20 protein-coding genes and 1 pseudogene are annotated in these 22444 nt (G+C 61.8%); 17 read left to right on the top strand and 4 right to left on the bottom strand.

Annotation, left to right across the window (positions count from 1 at the left end; translation table 11 throughout):
- Positions 1-76: 76 nt before the first annotated feature.
- Positions 77-832 (bottom strand): GntR family transcriptional regulator, encoded by a 756-nt coding sequence (locus G1E_RS20810; RefSeq protein ID WP_009683928.1) that lies wholly within the window; start codon positions 830-832, stop codon positions 77-79.
- A gap of 283 nt (positions 833-1115) precedes the next feature.
- On the opposite strand from G1E_RS20810, the gene G1E_RS20805 reads away from it, so the two are divergent.
- Positions 1116-2465 (top strand): NCS2 family permease, encoded by a 1350-nt coding sequence (locus G1E_RS20805; protein ID WP_009683929.1) that lies wholly within the window; start codon positions 1116-1118, stop codon positions 2463-2465.
- A gap of 186 nt (positions 2466-2651) precedes the next feature.
- Positions 2652-2891: pseudogene (locus G1E_RS30280) on the top strand (RHS repeat-associated core domain-containing protein); the annotation flags it as partial.
- A gap of 612 nt (positions 2892-3503) precedes the next feature.
- Here G1E_RS30280 and uraH read toward each other — a convergent pair.
- Entirely contained in the window at positions 3504-3857 is a 354-nt protein-coding gene (gene uraH, locus G1E_RS20800; protein WP_003259496.1) for a hydroxyisourate hydrolase, read from the bottom strand.
- Between the two features lie 399 nt (positions 3858-4256).
- Between uraH and puuE the strand changes: the two genes are divergently transcribed.
- The 7 genes from puuE to G1E_RS20765 all read left to right on the top strand — a co-directional run bounded on the left by puuE (position 4257) and on the right by G1E_RS20765 (position 11204).
- Complete coding sequence (gene puuE / locus G1E_RS20795) at positions 4257-5183, top strand: allantoinase PuuE (RefSeq protein ID WP_009683931.1); 927 nt, start codon at positions 4257-4259, stop codon at positions 5181-5183.
- Entirely contained in the window at positions 5183-5698 is a 516-nt protein-coding gene (gene uraD, locus G1E_RS20790; RefSeq protein ID WP_009683932.1) for a 2-oxo-4-hydroxy-4-carboxy-5-ureidoimidazoline decarboxylase, read from the top strand. The genes puuE and uraD overlap by 1 nt, the downstream gene beginning before the upstream one ends.
- 49 nt (positions 5699-5747) lie before the next feature.
- Positions 5748-6251, top strand: a complete 504-nt coding sequence (locus G1E_RS20785) for an ureidoglycolate lyase (protein ID WP_009683933.1) — start codon at positions 5748-5750, stop codon at positions 6249-6251.
- Positions 6252-6296: 45 nt separating this feature from the next.
- Positions 6297-7616, top strand: a complete 1320-nt coding sequence (locus G1E_RS20780; protein ID WP_029885695.1) for a urate hydroxylase PuuD — start codon at positions 6297-6299, stop codon at positions 7614-7616.
- 159 nt (positions 7617-7775) lie between these two features.
- A complete protein-coding gene (locus G1E_RS20775) occupies positions 7776-9131 on the top strand; it encodes a nucleobase:cation symporter-2 family protein (RefSeq protein WP_009683936.1) in 1356 nt (451 codons plus the stop codon).
- Between the two features lie 153 nt (positions 9132-9284).
- Positions 9285-10070 (top strand): outer membrane protein OmpK, encoded by a 786-nt coding sequence (locus tag G1E_RS20770; RefSeq protein WP_009683937.1) that lies wholly within the window; start codon positions 9285-9287, stop codon positions 10068-10070.
- Positions 10071-10421: 351 nt separating this feature from the next.
- Positions 10422-11204 carry an outer membrane protein OmpK gene (locus G1E_RS20765; protein WP_009683938.1) on the top strand — a complete coding sequence of 261 codons (783 nt, stop codon included), beginning with the start codon at positions 10422-10424 and terminating at the stop codon, positions 11202-11204.
- Between the two features lie 138 nt (positions 11205-11342).
- Here G1E_RS20765 and G1E_RS20760 read toward each other — a convergent pair whose 3' ends face one another.
- On the bottom strand, positions 11343-12257 hold the full coding sequence (locus tag G1E_RS20760; protein ID WP_009683939.1) for a DUF808 domain-containing protein: 915 nt from the start codon (positions 12255-12257) through the stop codon (positions 11343-11345).
- Between the two features lie 132 nt (positions 12258-12389).
- On the opposite strand from G1E_RS20760, the gene G1E_RS20755 reads away from it, so the two are divergent.
- Positions 12390-13001 carry a TetR/AcrR family transcriptional regulator gene (locus tag G1E_RS20755; RefSeq protein WP_009683940.1) on the top strand — a complete coding sequence of 204 codons (612 nt, stop codon included), beginning with the start codon at positions 12390-12392 and terminating at the stop codon, positions 12999-13001.
- Positions 13002-13129: 128 nt separating this feature from the next.
- On the opposite strand, the gene G1E_RS20750 is transcribed toward G1E_RS20755, so the two are convergent.
- A complete protein-coding gene (locus G1E_RS20750; protein ID WP_009683941.1) occupies positions 13130-13570 on the bottom strand; it encodes a heme-binding protein in 441 nt (146 codons plus the stop codon).
- 256 nt (positions 13571-13826) lie between these two features.
- Between G1E_RS20750 and gcl the strand changes: the two genes are divergently transcribed.
- From gcl to G1E_RS20715, 7 genes are all read left to right on the top strand, one after another.
- A complete protein-coding gene (gcl, locus tag G1E_RS20745) occupies positions 13827-15602 on the top strand; it encodes a glyoxylate carboligase (RefSeq protein ID WP_029885696.1) in 1776 nt (591 codons plus the stop codon).
- A gap of 53 nt (positions 15603-15655) precedes the next feature.
- Positions 15656-16438, top strand: a complete 783-nt coding sequence (gene hyi, locus G1E_RS20740) for a hydroxypyruvate isomerase (protein WP_009683944.1) — start codon at positions 15656-15658, stop codon at positions 16436-16438.
- A 158-nt stretch (positions 16439-16596) separates the two neighbouring features.
- A complete protein-coding gene (locus G1E_RS20735) occupies positions 16597-17490 on the top strand; it encodes a 2-hydroxy-3-oxopropionate reductase (RefSeq protein WP_009683945.1) in 894 nt (297 codons plus the stop codon).
- Between the two features lie 208 nt (positions 17491-17698).
- Entirely contained in the window at positions 17699-18973 is a 1275-nt protein-coding gene (locus tag G1E_RS20730) for a glycerate kinase (protein ID WP_009683946.1), read from the top strand.
- Positions 18970-20385, top strand: coding sequence for a pyruvate kinase (gene pyk / locus G1E_RS20725; protein WP_009683947.1), 1416 nt, complete (start codon positions 18970-18972; stop codon positions 20383-20385). The genes G1E_RS20730 and pyk overlap by 4 nt, the downstream gene beginning before the upstream one ends.
- Before the next feature lie 185 nt (positions 20386-20570).
- Positions 20571-21443 carry an urea transporter gene (locus G1E_RS20720; protein WP_009683948.1) on the top strand — a complete coding sequence of 291 codons (873 nt, stop codon included), beginning with the start codon at positions 20571-20573 and terminating at the stop codon, positions 21441-21443.
- 44 nt (positions 21444-21487) lie between these two features.
- Entirely contained in the window at positions 21488-22309 is an 822-nt protein-coding gene (locus G1E_RS20715; RefSeq protein ID WP_009683949.1) for an ion transporter, read from the top strand.
- Positions 22310-22444: the final 135 nt, after the last annotated feature.

Genomic DNA, 22444 nt, shown 5'->3' with positions numbered 1-22444 from the left:
TTGTGTCGCGATGGGCTGCAGAGCAGCCCCAGGGGTGAGCACACATGCACACCCCTGGGGCTAACCAGGCAAACGATCAGCCCTTGACGGAAACCTTGGGCTTTTTCAGCAAATGCGAGAACACCGCATGCAGGTCGTCCGAGGCGCTTTCCTCGTCCAGGTTCAGCTTGCTGTCGATGTGGTCCATGTGGTGCATCATCAGGCTCACCGCCTGCTGGGCATCGCGCGCCTCGATGGCGTCGATCAGCTGCATGTGTTCGTCATACGAGCAGTGCGAGCGCGTGCCGCTTTCGTACTGGGCAATGATCAGCGAGGTCTGCGACACCAGGCTGCGCTGGAAGCTGACCAGCGGCGCATTGCCCGCTGCCTCGGCCAACTTGAGGTGGAACTCGCCGGACAGGCGGATACCCGCACCACGGTCGCCGCGCGAGAAGCTGTCACGCTCTTCACGCACCATCTGTCGCAGCTCGTTCAGTTGCTCGGCGGTGGCATGCTGCACGGCCAGTTCGGTAATGGCCCGTTCTACCATGCGCCGCGAGAAGAACACCTGGCGCGCCTCTTCAACGGTCGGGCTCGCCACCACGGCGCCGCGGTTGGGCCGCAGCAAGACCACGCTCTCGTGAGCCAGCCGAGACAGGGCGCGGCGGATGATGGTGCGGCTGACGCCGAAGATTTCGCCCAGCGCTTCCTCGCTCAACTTGGTGCCCGGGGCCAGCCGCTGTTCAAGAATCGCCTCGAAAATATGCGCGTAGACGATGTCGTCCTGGGTACCGCTGCGGCCGGCCTTGCCGATCCGTGCAGGTTTCTTCAGAGGTTGCAGCTGTTCGTTCATGGGCTCTCGAGGCACGAAGAGAAAGTATGGCGCCATTGTACACAGGCTGAGGCGATTCCGCAGGGGGCGTTTTCGCTATATAGCCGTTGTACGACGCATTGCGCACACAAAACATAAAACATTATTTGCATTCTTTGTACACAAAAGCATAATCCATCGAGCAACTTCTTGACCCATAAGTCAACAAAACGGTCGGACGTCTGCCTCACCTCGCGGGGTCACCAAGTGCATGGCGCAGGAACTGGCCCCCACAACAACAAGAAAGACTTGAGGAGTACACGCTGTGGAAAGCCGCAAATCCGAAGCCCCTACGCTGGATCTTGCCCCGCCGCTCGAAACGAGTTGGCTGGAGCGGATTTTCAAACTCAAGCAACACGGCAGCACCGTCAAAACCGAACTGATCGCCGGGGTGACCACCTTCATCACCATGGCCTACATCATCTTCGTCAACCCCAACATCATGGCCGACGCCGGCATCGACCATGGCGCCGCCTTCGTCGCCACCTGCATCGCCGCGGCGCTGGGTTGCCTGCTGATGGGCCTGTACGCCAACTGGCCGGTGGGCCTGGCGCCAGGCATGGGGCTCAACGCCTTCTTCACCTACACCGTGGTCGGCACCATGGGTTACAACTGGGAAACCGCGCTGGGGGCCGTTTTCGTTTCGGGCGTGCTGTTCATGTTCCTGACCTTGTCGAAAGTGCGCGAATGGCTGCTAAACAGCATCCCGGTCAGCCTGCGCCATGCCATGGGGGCCGGCGTCGGATTGTTTCTCGGGCTGATCGGCCTGAAAACCGCCGGCATCATCGTCGACAGCCCCGCCACCCTGATCAAGCTGGGCTCGCTGCATGAGCCCGGGCCACTGCTGGCGGCGGTGTGCTTCCTGCTGATCGCCATTCTCAGCTACAAGCGCGTGTTCGGCGCGATCCTGATCAGCATCATCGGCGTGACCCTGGCAGGCTGGGGGCTAGGCCTGGTGAAATTTGGCGGGGTGATGTCGATGCCGCCGAGCCTGGCACCGACCTGGATGGCGATGGACGTGGCGGGCGTGTTCAACGTCAGCATGATCAGCGTGGTGCTGGCGTTCCTGTTCGTGCACATGTTCGATACGGCCGGCACGCTGATGGGTGTGGCCCAGCGGGCGAATCTGGTAGCACCGGACGGGCGTATCGAGAACCTGTCGCGGGCGTTGAAGGCCGACAGTGCATCGAGTGTGTTCGGTGCGGTGGTGGGTGTACCGCCAGTGACCAGCTATGTGGAAAGTGCTGCCGGGGTTGCGGCAGGTGGCCGCACCGGCCTGACGGCGGTGGTGGTCGGTTTGCTGTTTGTGGCGGCGATGTTCTTTGCCCCACTGGCCGGGATGATCCCAGCTTACGCAACTGCAGGCGCGCTGATCTACGTGGCCATGCTGATGATGGGCAGCATGGCGCACATCCATTGGGACGAGGCTACCGACAGCATTCCGGCAATTGTCACGGTGATCATGATGCCGTTGACCTTCTCGGTCGCCGATGGCATCGCCCTGGGCTTCATCAGCTATGTGGCATTGAAGGCAGGTACCGGCAAGTACAAGGAAATCTCCGCCAGCCTGTGGGTGCTGTGCGCGATCTTCATTGCCAAGTTCGTGTTCCTTTAACCTACATAGTTTCAAAAGGGCGCCTCCGCGCCCTTCTTCATTACAGATACCCCTACTTTAGCGAGTGCTTCAGCCTGACACTTTTATCAGGTGCCGGGGGCGCAGGGAAATGATAAACATGGTGCACCCTCAATGACGGTAGGGCCGGAGATAGCTCCTATGCACATTGTGCCTGCTGCACGCAACTACACCCCTTGTGGTTACAGTGTACTCAGTGGCGATTTACTAGGCTATAACGGCCATTTTCAAGATCCCGTATCAGGTCTGTATCCGCTCGGCCAAGGCTATCGCCATTTCAGCCCTCAGCTCGGACGGTTCTACAGCCCAGACGACAGAAGTCCTTTTGGCAGAGGCGGATTGAATGCGTACGCCTACTGCCAAGGAGACCCTGTCAATCGAATTGATCGCGACGGACATTCATTTATTAATGCGGTTTTGGGTGCGTTCACCCTTAAGAAAAATAGAACACCCGGCAGCGCGCCACAGGTAAACCCACCACTCACGGCCCCCAGCCAACAGCCCCATACAACTGTGGTAAACCCTGAAAATGTCATTACTCCCCCAAGCAAAAGCAACGTGACCATCAGCTGGTCGGGCGTGCAATACAATCTGCATCCAGGTGACATCTGGGGCATGGCTAAAGAAATGAAATTCAGCGTTGGTTCTGGCGGATTGCAAGTTAACTTACCAATGAACGCAGTTCTGCCTGGCACGCCCAACTCTGGAATTACGCTGAATCGCAGCGGGCTAAATATTCATCTCGACCACCGGGACGCTATCAAATTGGCTTTTTCGGTAGCGCTCAACACGCCCGCAGCCGGCTCGATCCCTGTACCCTTTGACTTAAGAATCAATAATCTCCAAGTAGGTCTGCGTGCAACAAGCATCCGGTGTTCTTACAGCGACCTTCTCGGCATGACTGCAAAGGCCGCCAAGCGAAACAGGTAAAGCCGGGAAAAAAAGCGTACTACGGACGAAAAAAAGCCCGCCAGTGTGAGAGCGGGCCAAAGGACCTACGAAGATTCTTCTAGCGACCAACTAGCTTCCACGGTAGGTCGAATAGCTGTACGGCGAGATCAACAGCGGCACGTGGTAGTGCTCCTGCTGCTCGTCGATGCCAAAGCGCAGCACCACAACATCCAGGAACGCCTGGGCCGGCAGTTGCACACCGCGGGCGCGGTAGTAGTCGCCTGCGCTGAACTGCAGCTGGTAGACGCCAGTGCGGTAGTCGTCGCCTTGCAACAGCGGCGCGTCGACGCGGCCATCGCTGTTGGTCAGGGCGGTGTTCACCAGCTCCAGTTGCTGGCCTTCGACACGGTACAGCTCGACCTTGATCGAGCTGCCCGGGCAGCCATGCGCGGCATCCAGTACGTGTGTGGTCAAACGTCCCATTGCGTGTCGCCTCTTGTTCAATCTGTGGGCAAGAAATACTCGCCAGCGCACCCAAACAGGGCCTGCGGCAGGCGCGAATGAGGCTATTAAGACATTCCACTGCAAAATTGTACACAATTTTTTGGACCCAGCCGTCGCACCCCACCGCACCTTGCCCACAAACGACCCAGCAGTCGCGAATAAAGGCGGGATAGCGACGCCCACTTCATTATCTGACCAATCAGGCAGGTTTCTTGCACTGTATTTCTTGCTGGCAGTGAAGCGACAAAAGGGCAGAAATGCGGAAAAACAGGCTTACAAAAGATTTCATAAGTTGTATACAATCAGCCCATCCGGTGGTGCGACATCCCGACGCGGCCCGCCCACCCCCCGCACCAACGCACAAGAAGGAAGACTGCAGTGAGCGCTGACTATCCTCGCGACCTGATCGGTTACGGCAACAACCCTCCTCACCCGCAATGGCCGGGCAACGCTCGCATCGCGCTGTCTTTCGTGCTCAATTACGAGGAAGGTGGCGAACGCAACATCCTGCACGGCGACAAGGAGTCCGAAGCGTTCCTCTCCGAAATGGTTGCTGCCCAGCCGCTGCAAGGCCAGCGCAACATGAGCATGGAGTCGCTGTATGAGTACGGCAGCCGTGCCGGTGTATGGCGCCTGCTCAAGCTGTTCAAGGACAGCGGCGTCCCGCTCACCATCTTTGCCGTGGCCATGGCCGCCCAGCGCCACCCCGACGTGATCCGCGCCATGGCCGAAGCTGGCCACGAGATCTGCAGCCACGGCTACCGCTGGATCGACTACCAGTACATGGATGAGGCCCAGGAGCGCGAGCACATGCTCGAAGCCATCCGCATCCTCACCGAAATCACCGGTGAACGCCCAGTGGGCTGGTACACCGGCCGCACCGGCCCGAACACCCGCCGCCTGGTGATGGAGGAAGGTGGCTTCCTCTACGACAGCGACACCTACGACGACGACCTGCCCTACTGGGAGCCGAACAACCCGACCGGCAAGCCGCACCTGGTGATCCCCTACACCCTGGACACCAACGACATGCGCTTCACCCAGGTGCAGGGTTTCAACTGTGGCGAGCAGTTCTTCCAGTACCTGAAAGACGCGTTCGACGTGCTTTATGCCGAAGGCGCCGAAGCGCCGAAGATGCTCTCCATCGGCCTGCACTGCCGCCTGGTCGGCCGCCCGGCGCGCCTGGCTGCGCTCAAGCGCTTCATCGACTACGCCAAGAGCCACGAGCAGGTCTGGTTCGCCCGTCGCGTGGACATCGCCCGCCACTGGCACACCACCCACCCGTACAAGAAAGAGAACGCCTGATGACCGCCTTCAAGACCCTCAAGCCCTCCGCCCTGGACCGCGACGCCTTCGTCGAGGTATTCGCCGACATCTACGAGCACTCGCCGTGGGTCGCCGAAAAAGCCTACGACCTGGGCCAGTTGGGTGAACTGGACGAAGTCGAGGTACTGCACCAGCGCATGAGCGATATCCTGCTCAGCGCCAGTCACACTGACCAGCTGGCACTGATCAATGCTCACCCGGACTTGGCCGGCAAGGCCGCCATTCAGGGCGAGCTCACCGCATCGAGCACCAACGAACAGGCCGGCGCCGGTATCCACCAGTGCACCGCCGAAGAGTTCGCCCGTTTCACCGAGCTGAACGATGCCTACAAGGCCAAGTTCCAGTTCCCGTTCATCATGGCGGTAAAAGGCAGCAACCGGCACCAGATACTCGCCGCGTTCGAAAAGCGCATCCACAACGACAGCGAGGCCGAATTCAAGGAAGCCTTGGCGCAGATCAACCTGATCGCCCTGTTCCGCCTGCTGCAGCTGTAAGCGGCAGCCGACCCCCATTCAGTACAACGAACATAAAAGAGAGACCCGCATGCGCACCCTGATGATCGAGCCCCTGACCAAAGAAGCCTTCGCTCCCTTCGGCGACGTGATCGAAACCGACGGCAGCGACCACTTCATGATCAACAATGGCTCGACCATGCGCTTTCACAAGCTCGCCACGGTCGAGACCGCCGAGCCTGAAGACAAGGCGATCATCAGCATCTTCCGCGCCGATGCGCTGGACATGCCGCTGACCGTACGCATGCTGGAACGCCACCCGCTGGGCAGCCAGGCTTTCATCCCGCTGCTCGGCAACCCCTTTCTGATCGTGGTCGCGCCCATTGGCGATGCACCTGTATCAGGCTTGGTCCGTGCCTTCCGCAGTAATGGCAGGCAGGGCGTTAATTACCATCGCGGCGTCTGGCACCACCCGGTGCTGACGATCGAAAAGCGGGATGACTTCCTGGTGGTTGATCGCAGCGGTTCTGGCAACAACTGCGATGAGCATTACTTCACCGAGGAACAGATGCTGATCCTCAATCCCCACCAATAAGAAAAGGTCGGTCATCGTTCTCGGTGATCGGCAGAGGTACATACTGTGGAAGCACACCTTCACGAATGGCTGAACCTGAGCATTCGCTGGGTTCACATGATCACCGGCGTAGCCTGGATCGGTGCATCGTTCTACTTCGTCTGGCTGGAGAACCACCTGAACCGAAGCAACCCGCGCGATGGGTTGTCGGGTGATCTCTGGGCGATTCACGGCGGTGGTATCTACCACCTGGAGAAATACAAGCTCGCCCCCCCGAAAATGCCCGAGAACCTGCACTGGTTCAAATGGGAAGCCTACTTCACCTGGATGTCCGGTATCGCCCTGCTGTGCGTGGTGTTCTACTGGAACCCGACGCTGTACCTGCTGGCCCCTGGCAGTACCCTCAGCGGTGCCGAAGGCGTGGCCATCGGTATCGGCTCGCTGGTCGCCGGCTGGTTCATCTACGACTTCCTGTGCGACTCGCCGCTGGGCAAGAAGCCGGCGTTGCTCGGTGCCGTGCTGTTCGTGCTGATCATCGCCGCCTGCTGGGGCTTCAGCCTGGTGTTCAGCGGCCGCGGTGCCTACCTGCACACCGGCGCGATCATCGGCACCATCATGGTCGGCAACGTGTTCCGCATCATCATGCCGGCCCAGCGCCAGCTGGTGGCCGCGATCGAGAACAACCAGACGCCCGACCCGGTACTGCCGGCCAAAGGCCTGTTGCGCTCGCGTCACAACAACTACTTCACCCTGCCGGTGCTGTTCATCATGATCAGCAACCACTTCCCGAGCACCTACGGTAGCCAGTACAACTGGCTGATCCTGGCCGGTATCGCGGTAGCTGCGGTGCTGATCCGCCACTACTTCAACACCCGCCACGACAGCAACAAGTACGCCTGGACCTTGCCTGTCGGTGCCCTGGCAATGATTTGCCTGGCCTACGTCACCGGCCCCAAACCGATGGCAGTGAGCCCTGAGCAGGCCGCCGCGAAGATCGAGTACCAGCCTCTGCCGGCTACGGCTGTGGGTGGCAAGACCGCTGCCGAGCAACGCGCCGAAGAGGCCGCCAAGGCCGCCGCAGCGCCTGCCGAAGCCCCGGCCCAGGCTACGGCCCAGGCCGGTGCTGGCGACTTCGACAAGATCCACAATGTCATCCAGGAACGCTGCACCGTGTGCCACTCGGCCAAGCCGACCAGCCCACTGTTCAGCGCCGCGCCTGCCGGCGTGATGTTCGACACCCCGCAGCAGATCCAGGCCCAGGCCGCGCGCATTCAGGCGCAGGCAGTGGCCAGCCAGATCATGCCGCTGGGCAACATCACCCAGATGACCACCGAGGAGCGCAAGCTGGTCGGTGACTGGATCGCCAAGGGCGCCCAGGTCAACTGATCGAGCCACAAGCGTCAAGCTGCAAGCCTCAAGCTGTACGTAGTAGGAAGCAAGCATCGAGTGCCAGGCTCCAGTGCGGATACCAAGCTTTTTCTTGAAGCTTGCCGCTTGGAGCTTGGCACTTGGATCCGAGAATAAAAACAAAACTCGAGGTGCTGCATGTCCGAGTCCCGCAAGGCGTACATACCCGTTGCGCCACCGCGCGAACCCTTGCCCCTGTTCCAACTGTTCCTGGTTGGCCTGCAACACGTTTTGCTGATGTACGGTGGCGCCATCGCTGTGCCGCTGATCATTGGCCAGGCCGCCGGGCTGTCCCGTGAAGAAGTCGCTTTCCTGATCAACGCCGACCTGCTGGTCGCTGGCGTCGCCACCATCATCCAGTCGTTCGGTATCGGCCCGGTGGGCATCCGCATGCCAGTGATGATGGGTGCCAGTTTCGCAGCCGTGGGCAGCATGGTGGCCATGGCCGGCATGCCCGGTGTAGGCCTGCAGGGGATCTTCGGCGCGACCATCGCCGCCGGCTTCTTCGGCATGCTGATCGCACCGTTCATGTCCAAGGTCGTGCGCTTCTTCCCACCACTGGTCACCGGAACGGTGATCACCTCGATTGGCCTGTCGCTGTTCCCGGTAGCGGTCAACTGGGCCGGCGGCGGCCAGGATGCCAGTACGTTCGGCTCGCCGATCTACCTGCTGGTGGCCGGCCTGGTGCTGGCCGTGATCCTGCTGATCAACCGCTTCATGCGCGGCTTCTGGGTCAATGTGTCGGTGCTGGTTGGCATGGGCCTGGGCTACGTGCTGGCCGGCACCATCGGCATGGTCGACCTGTCAGGCCTGAGTGAAGCGCCGTGGTTGCAGGTGGTGACGCCCCTGCACTTCGGCATGCCGACTTTCAGCCTGGCACCGATCCTGTCCATGTGCCTGGTGGTGGTGATCATCTTCGTCGAGTCCACGGGCATGTTCCTGGCCCTGGGCAAGGTGACCGACCGCGAAGTCACCCCAGGCATGCTCCGCCGCGGCCTGCTGTGCGATGCCGGTGCCTCGTTCATCGCCGGCTTTTTCAACACCTTCACCCACTCGTCGTTCGCCCAGAACATCGGCCTGGTGCAAATGACCGGGGTCCGCTGCCGCTTTGTCACCATCGTGGCCGGCGCCCTGCTGATTCTGCTCAGCCTGCTGCCCAAGGCAGCGTTTCTGATCGCATCGATCCCGCCCGCGGTACTGGGTGGGGCGTCGATCGCCATGTTCGGCATGGTGACCGCTACCGGGATCAAGATCCTCCAGGAAGCCGACATCGGCGACCGCCGCAACCAGTTGCTGGTTGCGGTAAGCGTGGGCTTCGGCCTGATCCCCGTGGTGCGCCCGGAGTTCTTCGCGCAGATGCCGCAGTGGATGGAGCCCATCACCCACAGTGGCATCGCCATGGCCACGGTCAGCGCCCTGGTGTTGAACGTGCTGTTCAACATTCTGGGCGGTGCCGACCGCGCGGTGCACAACGACGCCTGTCACCAGCACTGAGGCAAAACCCCTTCGAGTGAACGGGAGCGGCCTGTTGCCGCTCCGGTCTCGAACCGTCGTAGACGCTACACCGTCGGCCCGCCGGAATGGGCCGCCCGGGGCACCTGCACGCCAAAAAAACCCAAAAAAAACAATAAGTCCGGGAAGCACAACATGAAACGCATCACCACGTCCCTCTTGCTGGGCAGCAGCTTGCTGGCTACCGTTCCTGCCCACGCGGGCGAATGGCTGCAATGGCACGGCGAAAGCCTGACCTACCTGTACGGCAAGGACTTCAAGGTCAACCCCAGCATCCAGCAAACGGTTACCTTCGAGCACGCCAACAAATGGAAGTACGGCGACACTTTCATGTTCGTCGACAAGATTTTCTACAACGGCAAAGCAGACGCCAGCAAGGGCGTGACCACCTACTACGGTGAGTTCAGCCCGCGCCTGTCATTCGGCAAGATCTTCGACCGCAAACTGGCGTTCGGCCCGGTCAAGGATGTGTTGCTGGCCATGACCTACGAACGTGGCGAAGGCGACAACGAGGCCTACCTGATCGGCCCCGGCTTCGACCTGGCCATCCCGGGCTTCAACTACTTCACCCTCAACTTCTATGTGCGCAACACCGAGGGCAGCCGCCCCGGGGACAATGTGTGGCAGATCACCCCCGCCTGGTCGTACACCCTGCCGGTGGGCAAGTCCGACATCCTGATCGATGGTTACATGGACTGGGTGACCGACAACGACCAGACCCGCCGTGGCACCTACCACGCCAACCTGCACTTCAACCCGCAGGTCAAATATGACCTGGGCAAGGCCCTGAACCTGGGGGCGAAGCAGCTTTATGTGGGCTTCGAGTACAGCTACTGGAAGGACAAGTACGGCATCGACAGCCGCGGCAACCTGGACAGCAACCAGAGCGTGGCGAGCGCGCTGATCAAGGTACACTTCTAAGAAGTTGACCAAACGCACAAGTTTGATTCACAGCGCTCCAGGACGGAGCACTTGAGGCGCGGCGCGCAAGCCAGTAATCTGCGCGCCCCCTCGATCAGGGCAGAACGGATTCTGCCTGCGTTTACTGACCGCTCAGTCAATGAATACGGGCGGTTGGCGAACGTGTTGCCAGCCTGAAAGACCCTTTTCATCCGTTCAGAACGAAGTCGAGCAGGAAGGTTTTGCCAACCCGGAAAAGTTGGCCCAACCCTTGCCAAACAGCTGTGGCCTATCGAAAAAAGCTGACTCAAAAGACAAAAAGCGCCAACAACGAGCGTAGACAACAGATCAAACAAGGGAGCGACACTCGCAATGCGTACCATCAACAGCCTGATCCTTGCTGGCGGCCTGCTGGCCTGCGGCACCACCTTCGGCGGTGACTTGCTGCAATGGCAGAACAACAGCCTGACCTACCTGTGGGGCAAGAACTTCAAGGTCAACCCGCCAACCCAGCAAACCGTGACCTTCGAACATGCCGATGGCTGGAAGTACGGCGACAACTTCATCTTTGTCGACAAGATCTTCTACCAGGGCCAGAAGGACGAGGGCAACGGCCCGAACACCTACTATGGCGAGATCAGCCCACGCCTGTCGTTTGGCAAGATCTTCGACCAGAAGCTGGAGTTCGGCCCGGTCAAAGACGTGCTGCTGGCCATGACCTACGAGTTTGGCGAGGGTGATACCGAGTCGTACCTGATCGGCCCGGGCTTCGACCTGGCCATCCCCGGTTTCGACTACTTCCAGCTGAACTTCTACAACCGCACCACCGACGGCAGCCGTGCCGGCGACAATGTGTGGCAGATCACGCCGGTGTGGTCGTATACCATCCCGGTCGGGGATTCCGACGTACTGATCGACGGCTTCATGGACTGGGTGGTCGACAACGACCAGAACCGCCGTGGCACCTACCACGCCAACCTGCACTTCAACCCGCAGATCAAGTACGACCTGGGCAAGGCGCTGCACTTTGGCGAGAAGCAGTTGTACGTGGGTGTGGAGTATGACTACTGGAAGAACAAGTACGGCATCAAGGACAGCGATGCCTTCACCACCGACCAGAACACCATGAGCTTCCTGGTCAAGGTGCACTTCTGACCTGAGCCCTCGGGGCCGCGCTGCGGCCCATTCGCGGGCACGCCCGCTCCCACAGGGTCCGCGCTCCGCCCAAGGCAGACACTGTACCTGTGGGAGCGGGCGTGCCCGCGAACCGGCGCAACGCCCCGGCCATGCGCACTAGCTGGCCGGCCGAACCGCCCGCCACAACTTGCCGGCCACCGCCACCACCGCCAGCACCACGGCCCCGGCCACCACCCCGGCCACGCCATTGAGCAACGCCACGGTAAGCCCACCACCGCGCCCCTCGCTGAACGCTTCGACCGCGTGATGCAGCGGCGCGATGCCATGCACCAGAATCCCGCCACCCACCAGGAACATCGCCGCCGTGCCGACCACCGACAGGCCTTTCATCATGTAGGGTGCCGCGCGCAATATGCCATTGCCTACCGCCTGAGCCACGCCCGACGCCCGCTTGGTCATCCACAGCCCGAGGTCGTCCAGTTTGACAATGCCGCCCACCACCCCGTAAACGCCCAAGGTCATTACCACCGCGATGCCCGACAGCACGATCACCTGCTGTGGCAGCGGCGAGTCGGCGACGATGCCCAGGGTAATGGCGATGATTTCCGCCGACAGGATGAAGTCGGTACGCACAGCCCCTTTGATCTTGGCTTTCTCATACGCCACCAGGTCGACATTGGCATCGGCCACAGCCTGTTTGCGCGCAGCCTTTTGCGCCTCGTCGTCTTCTTTGCTGTGCAAGAACTTGTGCGCCAGCTTCTCGAAGCCCTCGAAGCACAGATACGCGCCACCCAGCATCAGCAAGGGCGTGACCGCCCAAGGGATGAAAGCGCTGATCAGCAGGGCCGCCGGTACCAGAATGGCCTTGTTCATCAACGAACCCTTGGCCACCGCCCACACCACCGGCAGTTCACGATCAGCCCGCACACCCGTCACCTGCTGGGCATTGAGCGCCAGGTCATCGCCCAGCACGCCTGCGGTTTTTTTTGCTGCCACTTTGGTCATCAGCGAAACATCGTCCAGCAACGTGGCGATATCGTCGATCAGTACCAGTAGACTGCTTCCTGCCATGTTTGCCTGCATCCGAATGAGTAATTGCCCAGAATTCTAGCCCAAAGCCGCTGCCTTGAGCGCCCGTCGGGCCCGGTGCTACCATGCCCGATCCCTCTTAGAGGTGGCCAGACACGAGGAAGATCCCTGACCATGAGCACCATTCGCGAGCGCAACAAGGAATTGATCCTGCGCGCAGCCAGCGAGGAATTCGCCGACAAGGGCTTCGCGGCCACCAAGACCAGCGATATTGCGGCCAAGGCCGGCTTGCCCAAGCCGAACGTGTATTACTATTTCAAGTCCAAGGACAACCTCTACCGCGAGGTGCTGGAAAGCATCATCGCGCCGATCATGCAGGCGTCCACGCCGTTCAATGCCGACGGTGACCCGAAAGAAGTGCTGAGCGCCTACATTCGCTCGAAAATCCGCATTTCCCGCGACTTGCCCCATGCCTCCAAGGTATTTGCCAGCGAGATCATGCACGGTGCCCCGCACCTGTCACCGAACCAGGTGGCGCAGTTGAACGAGCAGGCCCGGCACAACATCGAGTGCATCCAGCGCTGGATCGACAACGGGCAGATCGCCCATGTAGATGCGCACCACCTGATGTTCAGCATCTGGGCGGCCACCCAGACCTATGCCGATTTCGACTGGCAGATTTCTGCAGTGACCGGCAAGGCCAAGCTGGCCGACAGCGATTATGACGCAGCAGCCGAGACCATCATCCGCATGGTGCTCAAGGGCTGTGAGCCCGAGCTGGCCTGACAGGGCCAGTGGGGCTGCTTTGCAGCCCTTTCGCGACACAAGGCCGCTCCTACAGGGTCACGCGATTCCCCGTAGGAGCGGCCTTGTGTCGCGAAAGGGCCGCAACGCGGCCCCGGCTATCTTGAGCTTTACGCCGCTACTCCGGCATCCGCCAGCAACCCCACCTCCTCGATCGCACTGATCGCGCACTGTTCGTCGATATCCGACGTATCGCCGCTGATCCCGACAGCACCCAGTACCTTGCCGTCCTGATCACGAATCAGCACGCCCCCCGGCGCCGGCACCACCGGCCGTTCACCCATCCCGTTCAGCGCGGCAAAAAACGCCGGCCGCTGCTGCGCATCCAGCGCCAGCAAGCGCGAGCCCTTGCCCAGGGCTATCGCACCCCAGGCTTTGCCGGTGGCCACTTCCGGGCGGATCAGGCTGGCGCCATCTTCGCGCTGCAGCGCCAGCAGGTGGCCGCCAGCATCCAGCACCGCCACGGTCAGCGGCGCCGCGTTGATCTTGCGGCCCGCCGCCAGCGCGGCGTTTACCAGCCCAACGGCGACTTTCAGGTTCAAAGCGTTCATGAAAAGGTCCTCTTCTTGTTGTGAGAAGCCCTGAGGGCAGTTGAAAACCGATGAACAAATAGAACACAACGAGGATTGTTTTTGTATACAATATTTTGAAACGATCGTATGCGATCACGCAAACTCCCGTTTTCATGGGCGCTCTGAGGAAAGCCAAGTCAACCGATGAAAACCCATTGACCTACAGCGCCAGGCGTGAATACACTCTACCGCAAAGCAAGTTGTATACAATTACAAAATCAATGAGGCACAAACCATGAGCAAAATGAGAGCAATCGATGCAGCCGTTCTGGTCATGCGCCGTGAAGGTGTAGATACCGCGTTCGGCATCCCGGGGGCTGCCATCAATCCGCTGTACTCGGCCCTGAAGAAAGTCGGTGGCATCGATCACGTCCTCGCTCGCCACGTCGAAGGTGCCTCGCACATGGCCGAGGGCTACACCCGCGCCAACCCGGGCAACATCGGTGTGTGCATCGGCACCTCCGGCCCTGCCGGCACCGACATGGTCACCGGCTTGTACAGTGCCTCGGCCGACTCCATTCCTATTCTCTGCATCACTGGTCAGGCCCCGCGTGCGCGCCTGCACAAGGAAGACTTCCAGGCTGTCGATATCACCAGCATCGTCAAGCCGGTGACCAAGTGGGCGACCACGGTGCTGGAGCCAGGCCAGGTGCCTTACGCCTTCCAGAAAGCCTTCTACGAAATGCGCACCGGCCGCCCAGGCCCGGTGCTGATCGACCTGCCGTTCGACGTGCAGATGGCCGAAATCGAATTCGACATCGACGCCTACGAGCCGCTGGCCATCAACAAACCTGCCGCCACCCGCGTGCAGGCCGAAAAAGCCCTGGCCATGCTCAATGACGCCGAGCGCCCGCTGCTGGTCGCCGGCGGCGGCATCATCAACGCCGACGCCAGCGACAAACTGGTGGCGTTCGCTGAACTGACCGGCGTACCGGTAATCCCGACCCTGATGGGCTGGGGCACCATGCCGGACGACCACGCGCAGATGGTCGGCATGGTCGGCCTGCAGACGTCGCACCGCTACGGCAACGCCACCCTGCTCAAGTCGGACCTGGTGTTCGGTATCGGTAACCGCTGGGCCAACCGCCACACCGGCTCCGTGGACGTCTACACCGAGGGCCGCAAATTCGTCCACGTGGACATCGAACCGACCCAAATCGGCCGCGTGTTCACCCCGGACCTGGGGATCGTTTCCGACGCTGGCAAGGCGCTGGACGTACTCCTGGAAGTCGCCCGCGAATGGCAAGCCGCTGGCAAGCTGAAATGCCGCAAGGCCTGGCTGGAAGACTGCCAGCAGCGCAAGGCCAGCCTGCAGCGCAAGACCCACTTCGACAATGTGCCGGTCAAGCCGCAGCGCGTGTACGAAGAAATGAACCAGGTGTTCGGCAAGGACACCTGCTACGTCAGCACCATTGGCCTGTCGCAGATTGCGGGCGCGCAGTTCCTGCACGTGTACAAGCCACGCCACTGGATCAACTGCGGCCAGGCCGGCCCGCTGGGCTGGACCATCCCTGCGGCACTGGGCGTGGTCAAGGCTGATCCGCAGCGCAAGGTCGTGGCGCTGTCGGGTGACTACGACTTCCAGTTCATGATCGAAGAGCTGGCGGTGGGCGCACAGTTCAACCTGCCGTACGTTCATGTGCTGGTGAACAACGCCTACCTGGGCCTGATCCGCCAGGCGCAGCGTGGCTTCGACATGGATTACTGTGTACAACTGGCGTTCGAGAACATCAACTCGACCGACGCTGCCACCTACGGCGTTGACCACGTGGCCGTGGTCGAAGGCCTGGGCTGCAAGGCCCTGCGCGTGTTCGAACCGGCCGAGATCGCCCCTGCCCTGATCAAGGCGCAGAAGATGGCCGAAGAGTTCCGCGTACCGGTGGTGGTCGAGGTGATTCTCGAGCGCGTCACCAACATTTCCATGGGCACCGAGATCAACGCGGTCAACGAATTCGAAGACTTGGCTCTGGTCGGCAACGACGCGCCAACCGCCATCTCGATGCTGGACTGATCGCCTGACGCCCCCAGGCATGCCCTGGGGGCCTTCACCGCAAGGAGACACCTATGCCTCGCTTCGCTGCCAACCTGTCCATGCTGTTCACCGAACAGGACTTCCTGGCCCGCTTCAAGGCTGCCGCCGATGCTGGCTTCAGCGGCGTCGAATACCTCTTCCCGTACGACTACAGCGCGGCTGAAATCAAGCAGCAGCTGGACGCCAACGGCCTGACCCAGGTGCTGTTCAACCTGCCAGCCGGTGACTGGGCCAAAGGCGAGCGCGGGATCACCTGCCACCCCGACCGCGTCGAAGAATTCCGCGCGGGGGTCGACAAGGCCATCGAATATGCCAAGGTGCTGGGCAATACCCAGGTCAACGCCCTGGCCGGCATTCGCCCACAAGGCCTGCAGTGTGCCGACGTGCGCAAGACCTTCGTCGCCAACCTCAAGTATGCCGCAGACAAACTCCAGGCCGCCGGCATCCGCCTGGTCATGGAAATGATCAACACCCGCGACATCCCTGGCTTCTACCTCAATACCACCCAGCAGGCCCTGGAAATTCAGGCCGAGGTAGGCAGCGACAACCTGTTCCTGCAGTACGACATCTACCACATGCAGATCATGGAAGGTGACCTGGCCCGGACCATGGAAGCCAACCTGAAGTCGATCAACCACATCCAGTTGGCCGACAACCCCGGCCGCAACGAGCCAGGCACCGGGGAGATCAACTACCGCTTCCTGTTCGAACACCTGGACCGCATCGGCTACCAGGGCTGGGTGGGCGCGGAATACAAACCGCTGACCACCACCGAAGCAGGCCTGGGCTGGCTGAAGACCCATAACGCAATCTGAACGGCTGAACGCTAGCGCCCTGTGAAACACGAAACCCTGTGGGAGCGGGCATGCCCGCGAACACCGGCATAGCCGGTGCCATCCACCGAGTCGCCTGTTTCGCGGGCATGCCCGCTCCCACAGCTTGAGACATCACAAATACAAAGAGGCATATTCTCATGGCTAAAATCGGTTTCATCGGCACCGGCATCATGGGCAAGCCCATGGCCCAGAACCTGCAAAAAGCAGGGCACAGCATTTTCGTTTCCACCCACCACGACGCCGCGCCAGCCGACCTGATCGCCGCCGGTGCAGTGGCCCTGGCCAACCCGAAAGAAGTGGCCCAGGAAGCCGAGTTCATCATCGTCATGGTGCCGGACACCCCACAAGTGGAAAGCGTGCTGTTCGGTGACAACGGCGTGGCCGAAGGCGTGGGCCCCAACAAGGTGGTGATCGACATGAGCTCGATCTCCCCTACCGCCACCAAATCCTTCGCCGAAAAAATCAAGGCCACCGGCGCCGCCTACCTGGACGCCCCGGTGTCCGGTGGCGAAGTAGGTGCCAAGGCCGCCACCCTGAGCATCATGGTTGGCGGCTGCCCGAACGCCTTCGAGCGCGCCCTGCCACTGTTCCAGGCCATGGGCAAGAACATCACCCGCGTGGGTGGCAACGGTGACGGCCAGACCGCCAAGGTGGCCAACCAGATCATCGTCGCCCTGAATATCCAGGCTGTCAGCGAAGCGCTGCTGTTCGCCGCCAAGAACGGCGCCGACCCGGCCAAGGTGCGTGAAGCGCTGATGGGTGGCTTTGCCTCGTCGAAAATCCTCGAGGTGCATGCCGAGCGCATGATCAAGGGCACCTTCGACCCGGGCTTCCGCATCAACCTGCACCAGAAGGACCTGAACCTGGCCCTGCAAGGCGCCAAGGAGCTGGGCATCAACCTGCCCAACACCTCCAATGCCCAGCAAGTGTTCAACACCTGCCAGGCCCTGGGTGGCGGCAACTGGGACCACTCGGCGCTGATCAAAGGCCTGGAGCACATGGCCAACTTCTCGATCCGCGACGAGAAATAAGCTTCAAGCTGTGAGCCTCAAGTGGCAAGCGACAAGCGACAAGCGACAAGCGACAAGCGACAAGCGAGAGCAGATCTGCTTTTGCTTGTAGCTTGTAGCTTGCAGCTCGCAGCTCGCAGCTGTGGAGACCGCCCCTGGTTCGGCCTGCACGGAGGCAGTTCCAGGGGCGTTTTTGATTGTGCAGAACAACAATAATTGGGAGCCTGCCATGTCGGTCGATCCGCAAAAAATTCTCCGCGACCTGTTCGACACAGCCATCGCCGCCGCCCACCCCCGTCAAGTTCTCGAACCCTACCTGCCCGCCGACCGTAGCGGCCGGGTCATCGTCATCGGCGCCGGCAAGGCCGCAGCCGCCATGGCCGAAGTGGTCGAGAAAAGCTGGCAGGGCGAAGTCTCCGGCCTGGTCGTCACCCGTTACGGCCACGGCGCCAACTGCCAGAAGATCGAGGTGGTCGAAGCCGCCCACCCGGTCCCGGATGCCGCCGGCCTGGCCGTGGCCAAGCGCGTGCTGGAACTGGTCAGCAACCTCAATGAAGAAGACCGCGTCATATTCCTGCTCTCCGGCGGTGGCTCTGCCCTGCTGGCCCTGCCCGCCGAGGGCCTGACCCTGGCCGACAAGCAGCAGATCAACAAAGCACTGCTGAAATCCGGCGCCACCATCGGCGAGATGAACTGCGTGCGCAAGCACCTCTCGGCGATCAAGGGCGGGCGCCTGGCCAAGGCTTGCTGGCCGGCAACGGTCTACACCTATGCCATCTCCGATGTACCCGGCGACCTCGCCACGGTAATCGCTTCCGGCCCCACCGTGGCCGACCCGAGCACCTCGGCCGATGCCCTGGCCATTCTCAAGCGCTACAACATCGAAGCGCCAAAAGCGGTGATCGACTGGCTCAACAACCCGGCCTCGGAAACCGTCAAGGCCGACGACCCGGCCCTGGCCCGCAGCCACTTCCAGCTGATTGCCAAGCCCCAGCAGTCGCTGGAAGCCGCCGCAGTCAAAGCTCGCCAGGCAGGCTTCAGCCCGCTGATCCTCGGCGACCTGGAAGGCGAATCGCGGGAAGTGGCCAAGGTGCATGCCGGCATCGCCCGGCAGATCGTGCTGCACGGCCAGCCGCTGAAGGCGCCCTGCGTGATCTTGTCCGGTGGCGAAACCACCGTGACCGTGCGCGGCAATGGCCGTGGCGGGCGCAATGCCGAGTTCCTGCTCAGCCTCACCGAAAGCCTGAAAGGGCTGCCGGGCGTGTACGCCTTGGCCGGTGACACCGACGGTATTGACGGCTCGGAAGAAAACGCCGGCGCCTTCATGACCCCGGCCAGTTACGCCTGCGCCGAAGCCCTGGGCCTGTCGGCCAGCGATGAGCTGGACAACAACAACGGCTATGGCTACTTCGCCGCGCTGGACGCACTGATCGTCACCGAGCCGACCCGCACCAACGTCAACGACTTCCGCGCCATCCTGATCCTCGAGACTGCCCAATCATGACGCCTGATAAAAAAGTGAAGATCCTCGCCACCCTCGGCCCGGCGATCGAAGGCATCGACGACATCCGCCAACTGGTCGAAGCGGGGGTGAACATCTTCCGCCTCAATTTCAGCCACGGCGAACACGCCGACCACGCCCTGCGCTACCAGTGGATCCGCGAAGTCGAGCAGCAGTTGAACTACCCCCTGGGTATTCTCATGGACCTGCAAGGGCCCAAGCTACGGGTCGGCCGCTTTGCCGAAGGCAAGGTCCAGCTGCAACGCGGCCAGGCCCTGCGCCTGGACCTGGACAACACCCCGGGCGATAACCACCGGGTCAACCTGCCGCACCCCGAGATCATCGCCGCCCTGGAGCCAGGCATGGACCTGCTGCTGGACGACGGCAAGCTGCGCCTGCGGGTAACCGCCAAGCACAGCGACGCGATCGACACCGAAGTGCTGAACGGTGGTGAGCTGTCGGACCGCAAGGGCGTCAACGTACCGCAAGCGGTGCTCGACCTCTCGCCGCTCACCGAAAAAGACCGCCGCGACCTGGCCTTCGGTCTGGAGCTGGGCGTGGACTGGGTCGCCCTGTCGTTCGTGCAGCGCCCTGAAGACATCGTTGAAGCGCGCCAGCTGATTGGCGGCCGCGCCTACCTGATGGCCAAAATCGAGAAACCGTCGGCAGTCGAGCATCTGCAAGCCATCGCCGAACTGGCCGACGCCATCATGGTGGCCCGTGGGGACCTGGGCGTGGAAGTGCCGGCCGAAAGCGTGCCGCAGATCCAGAAGCGCATCATTGGCACCTGCCGCCAGCTGGGCAAGCCAGTGGTGGTGGCCACGCAGATGCTCGAATCGATGCGTTTCTCGCCGGCACCGACCCGTGCCGAAGTCACCGACGTGGCCAACGCCGTGGCCGAGGGTGCCGACGCGGTGATGCTGTCGGCCGAAACTGCCTCGGGGGATTACCCGCTGGAGGCTGTGCAGATGATGAGCAAGATCATTCGCCAGGTCGAGAACGGCCCGGACTACCAGGCGCAGCTCGATGTCGGCCGGCCCAAGGCCGAAGCCACCGTGTCGGACGCCATCAGCTGCGCAATCCGCCGTATCAGCGGCATCCTCCCGGTGGCGGTGCTGGTCAACTACAGCGAGTCGGGCGCCTCCACCCTGCGCGCTTCGCGTGAACGGCCACGGGCACCGATCCTCAACCTTACGCCCAACCTGAACACCGCGCGGCGCCTGAGCGTGGCCTGGGGTGTGCACTCGGTGGTCAATGACCGCCTGCGCCAGGTGGATGAGGTGGTCTCCACGGCCCTGGAAATTGCCCAGGCACAAGGCATGGCCAGCCGGGGCGACACACTGCTGATCACTGCCGGGGTGCCGTTCGGCAAACCTGGGTCGACCAACACGCTGCGGATCGAAACACTGATCTAAGCCACTGCATAGCCCCTGTGGGAGCGGGCGTGCCCGCGAATGCGTCAGTCCAGGCAACTTCGTTGACCCTGCTGGCCCTTTCGCGGGCACGCCCGCTCCCACAGGGTCGGTGGTGAAGCAAAGAATCGCGGAAAACCGAGGCCCAAAGAGGCCCACCGCTCCCCATCCACTTCACTGACTGCCCCATGTACAGCAAACATTTCGTCAACCCGTGCCCCGACTGGGCCACGGCGTTACTCAACGGCTTCAGCCAGGTGCTGCTGCTGCGCAACCCCCTGTGCGGCCTGTGCTGCCTGCTGGCCATCCTGCTGACTGCGCCCGACCTGGTCGGCGGCGCCCTGCTCGGCGCCCTCGCCGGCCTGCTCACTGCCCAGCGCCGCGGCTACGACCGTGCCGACCGCCAGGCCGGGCTGTACTGCTACAACGGCGTACTCATCGGCATCCTGATCAGCGCCGTGCTGCCCTGGTCGGCCATCCTGCCGCCCTTGATCATTGCCGCTGGCGGCCTTTCGAGCATCATCACCCACCAATGGCGCAAGCGCGGCGGCAAGCTGCTGGTTGCCTATACCGCACCGTTCGTGCTGTTGGGCTGGGGCACGCTGTTGCTCGCCGAACCCTCGATGACCGCCTTCGTCGAAGCCGAACCGCTGTACGCCCTGGCCCGCGGCATAGGGCAAATCTTCCTGCTCGACCAGCCGTTGGCCGGGTTGCTGATCATCGTCGGCATGTTCATCGCCCAACCCTATGCGGCGGTGTGGGCGGTAATTGGCTCGGCCATCGGGGGCGGCATGGCGCTGCTCACAGACCAGGCGCAAGCAGCGTGGATGGGCCTGGCTGGCTTCAACGCCGCGCTGGCGGCGCTGGCCTTCAGCAGGCAAGGTGAAAAGCCATGGGTCACACTGCTGGCAATTGCCCTGGCGTTGCTGTTGCAATCACTGTTCAAGCTGTTGCCGCTGCCCGGCCTCACCGCACCCTTCGTCGCCGCCTGCTGGCTGATGCACCTGGGCTGCCAGCTGGCCCAGCCCAAGCAGCGCGACGCCAGCCGCTTGCACAGCTGATACACAGCCCCTAGGCTCAGCCCATCGCACTACGGAATGAGCCAATGAACAACCCTGCAAGCCTGCGCGAGCGGCTTTACATCATGGTCTTCCAGACCGACACCGTCGCTGGCAGGCGCTTCGATAAAATCCTGCTGCTGATCATCCTGGCCAGCCTGGTCACGGTGATCCTCGACAGCATCGACGAAGTCCACCAGGGCTACGCCGGCCTGCTGGCCGGTATCGAATGGGGCTTTACCGCGATCTTCCTGGCCGAGTACCTCACCCGCCTGTACTGCTCGCCCAAGCCGCTGCGCTATGCCTTCAGTTTCTATGGGCTGGTCGATTTACTGGCGATCGTGCCGGGGATCATCGCGCTTTATTACAGCGACGCCCAATACCTGTTGATCGTCCGCGTCATCCGCATGCTGCGGATCTTCCGCGTACTCAAGCTCAGCCCGTACCTCAAGCAGGCCCATTACCTGATCGACGCGCTGCGCGGCAGCAAGCAGAAGATCATCGTGTTCCTGGTCACGGTATCGACCCTGGTCACGGTGTTCGGCACGCTGATGTATGTGATCGAAGGGCCGGAGCACGGTTTCACCAGCATTCCCAAGGGCATCTACTGGGCGATCGTCACCCTGACCACCGTGGGCTTTGGCGACATCGTGCCGAAGACGCCCTTGGGGCAGGTAATTTCGTCGATGGTGATGATCATCGGTTATTCGATCATTGCCGTGCCGACCGGGATCTTTACCGCAGAGCTGGCCAACGCCATGCGGGGTGAGCAGCTGCAGCATGATTGCCCGGTCTGCAAGAAAAAGACCCATGAACAAAGCGCGGCGTTCTGCTCGCGGTGTGGGAGTGGGTTATTCCCCAAACAGTGATGTTGCCCGATCGGGCCCTGTCGCCGGCGAGCCAGCTCCCACAATGTGCACCACCGGGACTGACCCTTGTGCAGTACCTGTGGGAGATTCTATGGTTCCTGGCAAGGGTAGCCGGAGCATCTTCAGCGCCTGTGA

The sequence above is a fragment of the Pseudomonas sp. TJI-51 genome (genome assembly GCF_000190455.2).
GTDB classification, from domain to species: Bacteria; Pseudomonadota; Gammaproteobacteria; order Pseudomonadales; family Pseudomonadaceae; genus Aquipseudomonas; species Aquipseudomonas juntendi.
The sequence above is the reverse complement of the archived record's forward strand: the minus strand, read 5'-3'. Positions and strand labels throughout refer to the sequence as shown.

What these genes read in the sequence shown, in the direction of transcription:
- G1E_RS20720 (WP_009683948.1), top strand. Translation starts at nt 20,571, where the DNA reads ATGTACAGCAAACATTTCGTCAACCCGTGCCCCGACTGGGCCACGGCG.
- G1E_RS20760 (WP_009683939.1), bottom strand. Translation starts at nt 12,257, where the DNA reads ATGGCAGGAAGCAGTCTACTGGTACTGATCGACGATATCGCCACGTTG.
- gcl (WP_029885696.1), top strand. Translation starts at nt 13,827, where the DNA reads ATGAGCAAAATGAGAGCAATCGATGCAGCCGTTCTGGTCATGCGCCGT.
- G1E_RS20810 (WP_009683928.1), bottom strand. Translation starts at nt 832, where the DNA reads ATGAACGAACAGCTGCAACCTCTGAAGAAACCTGCACGGATCGGCAAG.
- pyk (WP_009683947.1), top strand. Translation starts at nt 18,970, where the DNA reads ATGACGCCTGATAAAAAAGTGAAGATCCTCGCCACCCTCGGCCCGGCG.
- uraH (WP_003259496.1), bottom strand. Translation starts at nt 3,857, where the DNA reads ATGGGACGTTTGACCACACACGTACTGGATGCCGCGCATGGCTGCCCG.
- G1E_RS20755 (WP_009683940.1), top strand. Translation starts at nt 12,390, where the DNA reads ATGAGCACCATTCGCGAGCGCAACAAGGAATTGATCCTGCGCGCAGCC.
- G1E_RS20750 (WP_009683941.1), bottom strand. Translation starts at nt 13,570, where the DNA reads ATGAACGCTTTGAACCTGAAAGTCGCCGTTGGGCTGGTAAACGCCGCG.
- G1E_RS20715 (WP_009683949.1), top strand. Translation starts at nt 21,488, where the DNA reads ATGAACAACCCTGCAAGCCTGCGCGAGCGGCTTTACATCATGGTCTTC.
- G1E_RS20770 (WP_009683937.1), top strand. Translation starts at nt 9,285, where the DNA reads ATGAAACGCATCACCACGTCCCTCTTGCTGGGCAGCAGCTTGCTGGCT.
- G1E_RS20730 (WP_009683946.1), top strand. Translation starts at nt 17,699, where the DNA reads ATGTCGGTCGATCCGCAAAAAATTCTCCGCGACCTGTTCGACACAGCC.
- G1E_RS20785 (WP_009683933.1), top strand. Translation starts at nt 5,748, where the DNA reads ATGCGCACCCTGATGATCGAGCCCCTGACCAAAGAAGCCTTCGCTCCC.
- G1E_RS20765 (WP_009683938.1), top strand. Translation starts at nt 10,422, where the DNA reads ATGCGTACCATCAACAGCCTGATCCTTGCTGGCGGCCTGCTGGCCTGC.
- G1E_RS20735 (WP_009683945.1), top strand. Translation starts at nt 16,597, where the DNA reads ATGGCTAAAATCGGTTTCATCGGCACCGGCATCATGGGCAAGCCCATG.
- uraD (WP_009683932.1), top strand. Translation starts at nt 5,183, where the DNA reads ATGACCGCCTTCAAGACCCTCAAGCCCTCCGCCCTGGACCGCGACGCC.
- G1E_RS20775 (WP_009683936.1), top strand. Translation starts at nt 7,776, where the DNA reads ATGTCCGAGTCCCGCAAGGCGTACATACCCGTTGCGCCACCGCGCGAA.
- hyi (WP_009683944.1), top strand. Translation starts at nt 15,656, where the DNA reads ATGCCTCGCTTCGCTGCCAACCTGTCCATGCTGTTCACCGAACAGGAC.